Source organism: Clostridium sp. ZBS15 (genome assembly GCF_023845705.1).
Lineage (GTDB): Bacteria > Bacillota > Clostridia > Clostridiales > Clostridiaceae > Clostridium > Clostridium aquiflavi.
The window spans coordinates 78,419-90,494 of sequence record NZ_JAMQHY010000043.1; the positions used below are offsets into that span (position 1 = coordinate 78,419).

Annotated in this window: 11 protein-coding genes; all 11 read left to right on the plus strand. The window is 30.2% G+C overall.

The window, feature by feature from the left end:
* Positions 1-6 precede the first annotated feature (6 nt).
* A complete protein-coding gene (locus tag NG904_RS13360) occupies positions 7-756 on the plus strand; it encodes a response regulator transcription factor (protein WP_252231986.1) in 750 nt (249 codons plus the stop codon).
* Positions 757-1,052: 296 nt separating this feature from the next.
* Positions 1,053-2,717 carry a propanediol/glycerol family dehydratase large subunit gene (locus NG904_RS13365; protein ID WP_252231988.1) on the plus strand — a complete coding sequence of 555 codons (1,665 nt, stop codon included), beginning with the start codon at positions 1,053-1,055 and terminating at the stop codon, positions 2,715-2,717.
* 17 nt (positions 2,718-2,734) lie between these two features.
* A complete protein-coding gene (locus NG904_RS13370) occupies positions 2,735-3,310 on the plus strand; it encodes a propanediol/glycerol family dehydratase medium subunit (RefSeq protein ID WP_252212192.1) in 576 nt (191 codons plus the stop codon).
* Between the two features lie 21 nt (positions 3,311-3,331).
* Positions 3,332-3,754, plus strand: a complete 423-nt coding sequence (locus NG904_RS13375; RefSeq protein WP_252212193.1) for a diol dehydratase small subunit — start codon at positions 3,332-3,334, stop codon at positions 3,752-3,754.
* A 27-nt stretch (positions 3,755-3,781) separates the two neighbouring features.
* Positions 3,782-5,620, plus strand: a complete 1,839-nt coding sequence (locus NG904_RS13380) for a diol dehydratase reactivase subunit alpha (protein ID WP_252231990.1) — start codon at positions 3,782-3,784, stop codon at positions 5,618-5,620.
* The gene (locus NG904_RS13385; protein ID WP_252212195.1) at positions 5,620-5,979 is read left to right on the plus strand and encodes a glycerol dehydratase reactivase beta/small subunit family protein; all 360 of its coding nucleotides are present in this window, start codon (positions 5,620-5,622) and stop codon (positions 5,977-5,979) included. The genes NG904_RS13380 and NG904_RS13385 overlap by 1 nt, the downstream gene beginning before the upstream one ends.
* A gap of 21 nt (positions 5,980-6,000) precedes the next feature.
* A complete protein-coding gene (locus NG904_RS13390; RefSeq protein ID WP_252212196.1) occupies positions 6,001-6,513 on the plus strand; it encodes a cob(I)yrinic acid a,c-diamide adenosyltransferase in 513 nt (170 codons plus the stop codon).
* 17 nt (positions 6,514-6,530) lie between these two features.
* The gene (locus tag NG904_RS13395) at positions 6,531-6,956 is read left to right on the plus strand and encodes a GlcG/HbpS family heme-binding protein (protein WP_252212197.1); all 426 of its coding nucleotides are present in this window, start codon (positions 6,531-6,533) and stop codon (positions 6,954-6,956) included.
* A gap of 88 nt (positions 6,957-7,044) precedes the next feature.
* Positions 7,045-8,202 (plus strand): iron-containing alcohol dehydrogenase, encoded by a 1,158-nt coding sequence (locus NG904_RS13400; RefSeq protein ID WP_252212198.1) that lies wholly within the window; start codon positions 7,045-7,047, stop codon positions 8,200-8,202.
* 133 nt (positions 8,203-8,335) lie between these two features.
* The gene (locus NG904_RS13405) at positions 8,336-9,046 is read left to right on the plus strand and encodes an MIP/aquaporin family protein (protein ID WP_252231992.1); all 711 of its coding nucleotides are present in this window, start codon (positions 8,336-8,338) and stop codon (positions 9,044-9,046) included.
* 520 nt (positions 9,047-9,566) lie between these two features.
* A complete protein-coding gene (locus tag NG904_RS13410; RefSeq protein ID WP_252227125.1) occupies positions 9,567-11,246 on the plus strand; it encodes an AAA family ATPase in 1,680 nt (559 codons plus the stop codon).
* Positions 11,247-12,076 lie beyond the last annotated feature (830 nt).

Sequence of the window (12,076 nt, forward strand, 5' to 3'; positions counted from 1 at the left end):
TTTATAATGCTTAAAATAATGATAGTAGATGATGAAACACTAGAAAGACAAGCGTTAAAAATGGTTATTGGTAATACAAAATACGCAAATGTTATAGCAGAAGCTAGTAATGGAAGGGAAGCTATTGAGTTTAATAAAAAATTTAATCCAGATGTAATAATAATGGATGTAAAGATGCCTGGAATAGATGGAATAAAGGCTTCTCAAATAATAAAAGAAGAATACCCTAATAAAGTTATAATAATGGTTACTGCTTATGATGATTTTGAACTTATGCGTAAAGCATTGGTTTTAGGGGTTAATGATTATATATTGAAGCCATTTAAACCTGATGAAATTTCAGCAATAATGAAAGAGCTATTCGTTAATTTAAAAATTAACGAAGATTGTGAAGAAGAAATAAATAAAGATACAATAATTTTTTCGGAAAGTGAATCTATTATTAATCCATCTATAGAATACATAGAAAAAAGTTTAAATGAAAATATAACTTTAGAAAAAATGGCTAATTTATGTAATTTAAGTACTTGTTATTTTAGTAAACTTTTCAAAAGAGAAATGGGAGTAAATTTCACAGTTTACGTTAATGAAAAGAAAGTTGGAAAAGCAAAGGAAATGCTTGAAAATACAAATACGCCAATTTTAAATATATCATTAGATTTGGGATTTGAAGATTGCGGATATTTTATTAGAGTTTTTAAAAAATATGAAGGAATTACTCCTAAAAAATATAGGGAAATTATTAAAACAAAATAGATTGTTAAAAAATATAATGAATATTATTAAGTTTTCACTATATTCATAAAAAAATAGTCCTATAACTTTAAGGTTTAGGACTATTTTTTTATAGTTAAAGGTTTCAAAAAAGAAAGTGAGCAAAAAAATGACATTTTAAAACTAAAAAGTTAACAATAAAATGCAAGAAAAAAGCAAAAAAATGCAATGAGTTTTGTCAGAAAATTTAGTACAATCAAATCATGATAAAAAAATAACAAAGCAAACATAACTTAAAGTCAAAATATAAAATGTTATGTTCAAGGGAGGAAATGCAAGTGAAATCAAAAAGATTCCAGGTTTTAGCTAAGCGTCCTGTAAATCAAGATGGTCTTATTGGAGAATGGCCAGAAGAGGGATTAGTGGCAATGAATAGTGCTAACGATCCAAAATCTTCAATAAAAATTGAAAATGGAACAGTAGTAGAGCTAGATAACAAAAAAAGAGAAGACTTTGATATGATAGATAGATTTATAGCTGACTATGCAATCAATTTAAAAAATGCAGAAAAAGCTATGAGTTTAGATTCAGTAGAAATAGCAAGAAAACTTGTAGATATAAATGTTAGTAGAGATGAGATAGTTGACATAACAACATCTATAACGCCAGCTAAGGTGGTAGAAGTTGTGTCACACATGAATGTTGTTGAAATGATGATGGCTCTTCAAAAAATGAGAGCAAGAAAAACACCTTCAAATCAATGTCACGTTACAAACTTAAAAGATAACCCAGTTCAAATTGCAGCAGATGCAGCAGAAGCAGGGATAAGAGGCTTTTCAGAACAAGAAACTACAGTTGGTATAGTTAGATATGCTCCATTTAATGCATTAGCTATATTAATAGGTTCACAAGTAGGTCGTGGAGGAGTTTTAACTCAATGCTCAGTTGAAGAAGCTACAGAACTTGACCTTGGTATGAGAGGACTTACAAGTTATGCAGAAACAGTTTCAGTATATGGAACTGAAGCAGTATTTACAGATGGAGATGATACTCCATGGTCAAAGGCATTCTTAGCATCAGCTTATGCTTCAAGAGGTCTTAAAATGAGATATACATCAGGTACAGGTTCAGAAGCATTAATGGGATATTCAGAAGGAAAATCAATGCTTTACCTAGAGTCAAGATGTATATACATAACTAAGGGTGCTGGAGTTCAAGGACTTCAAAATGGTGCAGTTAGTTGTATAGGTATGACAGGAGCAGTTCCATCAGGAATAAGAGCAGTACTTGCTGAAAACTTAATAGCAGCAATGCTTGATATAGAAGTTGCGTCAGCAAATGACCAAACTTTCTCACATTCAGATATAAGAAGAACAGCAAGAACATTAATGCAAATGCTACCAGGAACAGACTTCATATTCTCAGGATATAGTGCAGTTCCAAACTATGATAACATGTTTGCAGGTTCAAACTTTGATGCTGAAGACTTTGATGATTACAACGTTCTTCAAAGAGACTTAATGGTAGATGGTGGATTAAGACCAGTATCAGAAGAAGAAACAATTGCAATTAGAAATAAAGCAGCAAAAGCAATACAAGCAGTATTTAGAGAATTAGGCTTCCCTGCTATAACTGATGAAGAAGTTGAAGCAGCAACTTATGCTCATGGAAGTAAAGATATGCCTGAAAGAAACATAGTTGAAGACTTAAAGGCAGCAGAAGAAATGCTTAAGAAGAGAGTAAGTGGATTAGATATAGTTAAAGCATTAAGCACTGGTGGATTTGATGATGTTGCAGGTAACATATTAAACATGCTTAAGCAAAGAGTAACTGGAGACTACTTACAAACATCAGCTATATTAGATAATGATTTTGATGTTATAAGTGCAGTTAATGATAAAAATGACTATATGGGACCAGGAACTGGTTATAGAATTAGTCCAGAGAGATGGGAAGAAATAAAGAACATCCCTAACGTAATAAAACCAGAAGATATAGAGTAAGGGTAGAGGTGAGCAATATGGAAAATACAACAAATCAATATGTTATACCAAAGCTTCAGCTTACTGAAGTAGGAGAAGCAAAAGTTGGAACTAAGGTAGATGAAGTTGTTATAGGATTAGCACCAGCTTTCCTTAAGTTTCAAAGCAAGACATTAGTTAATGTATCACACAATGATATATTAACAGAAATTATAGCTGGAATAGAAGAAGAAGGACTAAAGGCTCGTGTTGTTAGAGTAATAAGAACATCTGACGTTTCATTTATATCAAATGATGCAGCAAAACTAAGTGGATCAGGAATAGGTATAGGAATACAATCAAAAGGAACAACAGTTATCCATCAAAAAGATTTACTTCCTTTAAATAATTTAGAATTATTCCCACAAGCACCACTATTAACACTAGAAACTTATAGATTAATAGGAAAGAATGCAGCAAAATATGCTAAGGGAGAATCACCAACACCAGTTCCTACAAAGAACGATCAAATGGTTAGACCTAAGTTCATGGCAATAGCTGCCCTATTTCACATAAAAGAAACTAAACATGTAGAAATTGGAGCAAAACCAATAGAAATTGAAGTTAAATTTTAATTTGAAGGGAGAATAACTTTTATGGAACAAAGAAAAATGAATCCACAAGATTATCCTTTGGCTACAAAAAGACCTGAAAGCATAAAGACACCAACAGGAAAAAATCTACAAGATATAACTCTAGAGAACGTATTAAAAGGAGATATTAAAGCAGAAGACGTTAGAATATCACCAGAAACTTTAGAAATGCAAGCTCAAATTGCTGAAGGTATGAAGAGAGATGCTATAGCTAGAAACTTTAGAAGAGCAGCAGAACTTATAAAAGTTCCAGATGATAGAATTCTTGAAATATATAATGCATTAAGACCAAATCGTTCAACAAAAGAAGAACTTTTTGCAATAGCTGAAGAACTTGAAACAGTTTATGGAGCAAAAGTTAATGCTGATTTCGTAAGAGAAGCTATTGAAGTTTATGAGGCAAGACAAAAGTTAAGACAAGAATAATTGGCTTTGAATTAAGGAGGAAATTTAATGAAAATAATTGCAGGTGTAGACATTGGTAATGCTACAACGGAAGTAGCGTTATCAAAGGTTGAAAATGGAAACGTAGAGTTTCTTTCAAGTGGCATAGTTCCAACAACAGGAATAAAAGGCACTGAAGAAAACATAGATGGAGTATTTTCCTCTTTAAAAGGAGCTTTAAAAAAAGTAAATTTAGAACTTGAAGATTTGAACTTGGTTAGAATCAATGAAGCAGCCCCTGTTATAGGTGATGTTGCTATGGAAACTATTACTGAAACTATAATAACGGAATCTACAATGATTGGACATAATCCATCTACTCCAGGTGGTGTAGGTACTGGAATAGGAAAAACTATATATATTGAAGACTTAGACAACTTAGAAATAGATAAGATTGAAGAAAATCAATTTATTCCGTTAATTTTAAGTAGAGTTAACTTCTTAGAGGCTGCAGCTAGAATTAATGCTGCAACTCAAAGAGGTATAAACATAACATCAGCAATAGTTCAAAGAGATGATGGAGTTCTAATTAATAATAGATTAGAAAAGAAAATACCTATTGTAGATGAAGTAATGTTTTTAGAAAAAGTTCCAGTAGGAATGAAAGCCGCAGTAGAGGTTGCTGCACAAGGTGATGTTGTTGAAACTTTATCTAATCCATACGGTATTGCTACAGTATTTAATTTAACATCAGAAGAAACAAAAATGATAGTACCAATATCTAGAGCTTTAATAGGAAATAGATCTGCAGTAGTAATAAAAACACCTAAGGGTGATGTTCAAGAAAAAAGTATACCTGCAGGTAAAATTCATATAAATGGATTAAAAAGAAAAGAAGTTGTAGATGTAGAGCATGGTGCAGAAAAAATAATGGATGCAGTTAACTTATGTGTTCCAATTCAAGATGTTAAAGGCGAAGCTGGTACAAATGCTGGTGGAATGTTAGAAAGAGTAAGACAAGTAATGGCAAATCTTACAAAGCAAAAAATATCAGATATCACAATTCAAGACTTATTAGCAGTTGATACTTTTATACCTCAAATGGTAAAAGGTGGTCTTGCCGCAGAATTCTCAATGGAAAATGCAGTAGGAATAGCTGCTATGGTTAAAGCTGATAAACTTCAAATGCAGATGATTGCAGATAAATTACAAGGACAATTAAATGTTCCTGTTGAAGTTGGAGGAGTAGAAGCTGATATGGCTATAAGAGGAGCATTAACAACTCCAGGGAGTAGTACACCACTTGCAATCTTAGATATGGGAGCAGGATCTACTGATGCATCAATAATAAATAAGCAAGGTGAAATTTGTTCAATTCATTTAGCTGGAGCAGGTAACATGGTAACTATGCTTATAAAGTCAGAACTTGGATTAGAAGATTTCAATTTAGCTGAAGATATTAAAAAACATCCATTGGCAAAGGTAGAAAGCTTATTCCATATAAGACATGAAGATGGAACAGTAGAGTTTTTCGAAAAGCCATTAGAACCAGAAGTTTTTGCTAAGGTTGTAATCTTAAAAGATGGAATGCTTGTGCCAATAGATGGACAAAATTCTTTAGAAAAAATTAGGAACATAAGAAAATGTGCTAAAGAAAAGGTGTTTGTAACTAACTGCTTAAGAGCATTAAAAATAGTATCACCTACAGGAAATATAAGAGACATTGAATTTGTTGTATTAGTAGGTGGATCTTCATTAGATTTCGAAGTTCCTCAAGTAGTAACTAATGCTTTATCACAATATGGAGTAGTAGCTGGAAGAGGAAATATCAGAGGAACAGAAGGTCCAAGAAATGCTGTAGCTACAGGACTTGTATTAGCTTTTAATGGAAATGGAGAAATTAAGTAATGATGATGAGACATTTTAAATATGACATGCCAACCATATGTCTTTATCATTGTTCAACATTAGAAGACTTAACTATATTCAATGAAATTTTATGGGGATTAGAAGAAGAAGGAATACCTTGTAAGGTATCAAGTAAAGAAGATTCCTTAAGTTCAGAAGAGCTTAGTCATATAGCTTCACAAGATTCAAAATTAGCAGTAGGTATAGGTATCGATAAAAGTGGAAAAGTAACATTAACTTTAAATAAACTTAAAAAATATGAACCGTTGTTTACTGTTAGTCTAGATGATGGTGATAAAGTTTTAAGAGCTTTAGGAGCTAATGCAGGAAGATTAGTTAAGGGAATTGCTTTTAAGTAGAGTATAAGGAGTAGTTGTATTATGAAAATTTATACTAAAACAGGTGATAAAGGAACTACCGCTTTATATGGTGGCAGTAGAGTAGATAAAGATAGTTTAAGAGTTGAAGCATATGGAACTGTTGATGAAGTTATTTCATTCATTGGCTTAGCTTATGCTGAGAGTGAAGATAAAGAAGAAAAAAATGCACTCCAAGAAATACAAAAGAAATTATTTGTATTAGGTGCAGAACTTGCTAGTGATGAAAAGGGATTAACATATTTAAAAGAAGTAATAACAGATGAAGATATAGAAAAACTAGAAGTTCTAATAGATAAATATATGGAGCTTGCAGGACCTTTTAATGGATTTGTAACTCCAGGAAAAAATAAAATATCAGCAGCTTTACATGTAGCAAGAACTGTAACTAGAAGAGCAGAAAGAATAATTGCTACACTTAGTAAAGAGGAACATGTTAATGAGCCAGTTAAAATGTATATAAATAGACTATCAGACGTTTTATATGCATTTGCTAGATATAATGAAGAAAAATAGTTTAGGGGGATTAATTTATGAAAAAGTTAAATGAAATAAAACAATTAAGCTTAGAAATAGTAAAAGAAATGGCTAAAGCAGCAGAAGAAAAAGCAGCTAGCATGAATGTACCAGTAATTTTTGCAGCAGTAGATGCTGGAGCAAACTTAATGTTAATGCACAGAATGGAAGATGCTTTCATAACAAGCATTGACATAGCAATAAACAAAGCTTATACAGCAGCATGTTTAAAGCAAGGAAGCCATGGAATAGCTGAATGTGTACAACCAGGACAAAGTCTTTATGGACTTCAACTTACAAACAATTGCAGAATAGTTCCATTTGGCGGTGGACTACCAATAATAGTTGATGGTCAAGTTGTAGGAGCTGTTGGAGTAAGTGGTGGAACTGTAGAAGAAGATATGGCTATAGCTCAAGCTGCAGTAGATGCTTTTAACAAGTAAAAATATCTATAGTATTAACAATGCAAATATATTTTAAATTAATATATAAAAGATTAAATATATGATTAACTAATAGGAGGAATTTACAATGAGAATGTACGATTATTTAGTACCAAGTGTTAACTTTATGGGAGCTGGATGTGTAAAATTAGTAGGAGAAAGATGTCAAATATTAGGCGGAAAAAAAGCTCTAATAGTAACAGATAAATTTTTAAGAAGCATGGAAGGTGGAGCAGTAGAATTAACTGTTAAATCATTACAAGAAGCTGGAATAGAAGTTGCATATTATGATGCAGTTGAACCAAATCCAAAAGATACTAATGTTGCTGATGGATTAAAAATATTCCAAGAAGAAAAATGTGATATGATAGTTACAGTTGGAGGCGGAAGTGCTCATGACTGTGGTAAAGGTATTGGTATAGTTGCTACTCATGAAGGAGATCTTTATGAATATGCTGGAATAGAAACTTTAACTAAAGCTCTTCCACCAATAGTTGCAGTTAACACTACAGCTGGAACAGCAAGTGAAGTTACAAGACACTGTGTTATAACTAACACTAAAACTAAAGTTAAATATGTTATAGTTAGCTGGAGAAACTTACCATTAGCTTCATTCAACGATCCAGAATTAATGGTTAAAAAACCTGCAGGTTTAACAGCTGCTACAGGAATGGATGCATTAACTCATGCTATCGAAGCTTATGTATCAAAAGATGCAAACCCTGTAACTGATGCTGCTGCTATACAAGCAATAAAATTAATATCAAACAACTTAAGACAAGCAGTTGCTTTAGGTGAAAACTTAGTAGCAAGAGAAAACATGGCATACGGTTCATTATTAGCTGGTATGGCATTCAACAATGCTAACTTAGGATATGTTCATGCTATGGCTCACCAACTAGGTGGATTATACGACATGCCACATGGAGTAGCTAATGCTATGCTTCTTCCACATGTTGAAAAATACAACTTAATCTCAAACCCACAAAAATTTGCTGATATAGCAGAATTCATGGGAGAAAACATACAAGGATTATCAGTTATGGAAGCAGCAGAAAAAGCTATAGATGCTATGTTCAGACTTTCAACTGATATCGGAATTCCTACAAGCTTAAAAGAAATGGGAATAAAAGAAGAAGATTTCGAATACATGGCTGAAATGGCATTAAAAGATGGTAATGCATTCAGTAACCCAAGAAAAGGAAACGAAAAAGATATAGTTGCAATATTTAAAGCTGCATTTTAAGATAATTAAAAAGTAGATAATACATAACTATTATGAGAACCCCTTTACTTTTAAAGGGGTTCTTTAAATGAAATTATATAAATTCATAAGATAAATTAATAGAAAAACATAAGATTTTAGGAGGACTAATATAATGAACATGGCAACATTTTTTGCAGAAATGTTTGGAACTTTAATATTAGTATTATTAGGAGATGCTGTTGTAGCTAACGTAATACTTAAGAAAACAAAGGGTCAAAATTCAGGATGGATGGTTATATCAAGCGGATGGGCTGTAGCTGTTGCAATTCCAGTATATATGTTTGGAAATATTAGTGGAGCACATTTTAACCCTGCAGTTACAATAGCATTAGCTACTGTTGGAAAATTTGCATGGGCTGATGTTCCTATGTATATATTGGCACAACTTATAGGAGCATTTATAGGAGCAGCTTTAGTTCTTGTTTCTTACTATAATCATTTTGAAGCAACTGAAGATCAAGCTACAAAATTAGGAGTATTTTGTACAGCTCCAGAAATAAGAAAACCTGTATTTAACTTTATAACTGAGTTTGTAGGAACATTTATATTAGTTTTTGCAATAATGGGAGCAACAGCTCAACCATTTGTAAGTGGAACTCAGCCAGTAGCTATAGGTGTAATAATATTAGCAATGGGATTATGTTTAGGTGGTCCAACAGGATATGCTATAAACCCAGCTAGAGATTTAGCACCAAGACTTGTTCACTTTTTATTGCCAGTACCAAATAAAGGTACTTCAGATTGGGGCTATGCATGGATACCAGTAGTAGCACCAATATTAGGAGCAATAGCAGGAGCTTTAATTTACGTAAGTATATTCTAAGATTAGTGTATTTTTAAAATAAGATCTATCTTAGCAAAGTGTTCATGTATACATAAGTAAAGTGAACTGAGCAATTGAACTTAGGAATGCTAAAATGAGTATACTCTAATTACAATGTCACTTTACATATTGCATATATCAACACATATTTAAAATAGAGCTTAAAAGTTAATATAAGATATGAATAAGAGTCTATGTAATGTAGGCTCTTATTCTTTTATAATTAAATATTAACAGGAAATAAAATACACAAAAGAATAATCAAATTGAAGAAATTTATAAGATGATAAATGATGTAGCTAACATTTTCAAATCACTTGGTAAAATTTTTGTAATGTGTTACTATTACTGTATTAGAAGATTTTTTAAATTTCAATAATAGCTTATTTTCAATGATTAACTTTAACATGGGATGTATTTAAATGATAACAGAAGAAAAGTTAAACAAATATATATAATTGATTAACTTTGAGATGATGGCATTTAAATAGAAAATAATAAAAGAAGGAAGGTGCATACATTGAAAAAAAACATAAGTGTAGGATTATCAGATTTTAAAGAATTAATAGAAAATGATAATTACTTTGTAGATAAGAGCTTACTTATAAAAGAATTTATGCAAAATGGATCTAAAGTAATATTAACACCTAGACCTAGAAGATTTGGTAAAACTCTAAATTTAAGTATGCTTAAATACTTTTTTGATATAAAAACTAAGAACAAAACTAAAACTTTATTTAAAGGGTTAAAAATAGAAAATGAAGATAATATAATGAAGTTACAAGGACAATATCCTACGATTTTTCTTACATTTAAAAATCAACAATATGATAGTTATGATAAATTTGAAGAAGGAATTAAGTTATTATTGGCTAATTTATTTGAAAATCATGAGTATCTTTTAGAAAGTGATAAATTAAGCGAGTTAGATAAGAAAAAATATTATGATATATTGAGTAAAAGTGCTTCATTTACAGATACTTGTGATGGAGTTAATTTTTTGATGAAATGTATGCATAAGCATTATGATAATAGAGTTATGTTATTTATAGATGAATATGATGTGCCGATCCAAGAAGGATATTTAAAAGGTTATTATGAAAAAATGATATCTTTTATGAGAATAATGCTTACATGTGCACTTAAAGACAATGTATATTTAGAAAAAGCGCTAGTTACCGGAATTCTTAGAATAGCTAAAGAAAGTGTTTTTTCCGGTTTAAACAATTTAGAAGTAGATACAATTTTGGGATGTAATTTTAAAGATAAATTTGGATTTACAGAATATGAAGTAGAAGAGCTAATAAACTATTATAATTTAAGTTATGATAAAGAAAATGTGAAAATATGGTACAATGGATATAAATTTGGTGGAGAAACTATTTATAATCCTTGGTCTGTTTTAAATTATATAAAAAATTGTGGAGAGGGATTTAGACCTTACTGGATTAATAGTAGCAGTAATGATTTGATAAAGAGATTATTACTTAAGGGAAATAGTGACATAAAAGTTGAATTAGAAGAGTTAATAAGAGGAAATTCTATAAACAAAATTATTGATGATAATATAATAATGAGTGAAGTTGAGGAATCAAATGAAAATTTATGGAGTTTTTTAACCTTAAGTGGATATCTGAAATCAGTAAAAACGGAAGTAAAAAGGGGTAGAGTGTATTGTGAACTTAAGATCCCAAATGAAGAAGTTCATGTGTTTTATGAAAATTTAATTAAAAAGTGGTTTAAGGAATCAATGACCAATGAAAAATATATAGCTATGATAAATTCACTAATATCTGGTGATGTAGAAATTTTTAATGAGGTATTTAGTGAATTTGTTGTAAATAATATAAGTTATTTTGATGTATCTGGTAAAGAGCCTGAAAAAGTATATCATGCGTTTGTACTTGGTATGCTCATATCTATAAGTGATGAATATGAAGTGAAGTCAAATAAAGAAAGTGGATATGGAAGATATGATGTAATGATAATCCCCAAAAATATTTCAAAACTGGGAGTTATAATAGAGTTTAAGAAAGTAAGTGAGTTTTCAAATGCTACAATAGATGAGGCCACTAATATAGCTTTAACTCAAATTGAAGAAAAGAAATATGAAACTGAACTTTTAGAAAAAGGAATAACAAACATAATAAAATTAGCAATTGTATTTAAAGGTAAAGAAGTTAAAGTTACTAAAGGGTAAGAGGAATTTTTACTAGAGGATATATTGTATTATTAATGTAATTTTGAAGTCTGTATTTTAAGTAATGTGCTATTTTATATGAAAATGAGTAGATAATATTTTATAAAGAAAAGTAAAATAAAATCTCATTATTAGGGACTGTATCAAAATAAATTTGATACTAGCCGGAAAAAAGGAGAATTCATTAATTTGAATTCTCCTTTTTGAGCATAATATTAATCAATAAACCCCTTCAAGGGCGCAACGGTGAGCTAGCAAGCTTCGTAATTAAAGAAAAACAGTTAAAATACGGATAATATTAGCTTACCCTATATTTGTTATACTCAAAAATAAATTATTTAGAATTAAATACATAAAACTTAATGAATAAAATCCTTGAAAATTAAAAAGGCCTTATCAGATTGAGTTTGAAAAACTCTAATCTGATAAGGCCCCTATTTTTTTATAAACAACAAGAAACTATAGAATAAAAAAGTATGAATGAGTTAATAATTATTACTATACCACATAAATTTATTTAACGATGAAATTTTATTAAATGAAAATATAAGGAGGATATGGAATGAAAAATAATAAAAACATTAAAGAAAAAACTAGTCAAGAAGATTTTAAAATTGAGATTGAAAAAATAAAAATTCAAAGTAATAAAAAATTAAAATAGTAGATGAATATATTTTTTGTTAATTATGAATTATTTGAAGCTTGAATAATTCATAATTAACTACTATATTGTGAATATACCTTTAACTAATACTAACATAAGAGATGTATTTAAATTCGTTTAATAATATTATTGTGATATAGTGATTATAACATTAACATGAGATGTA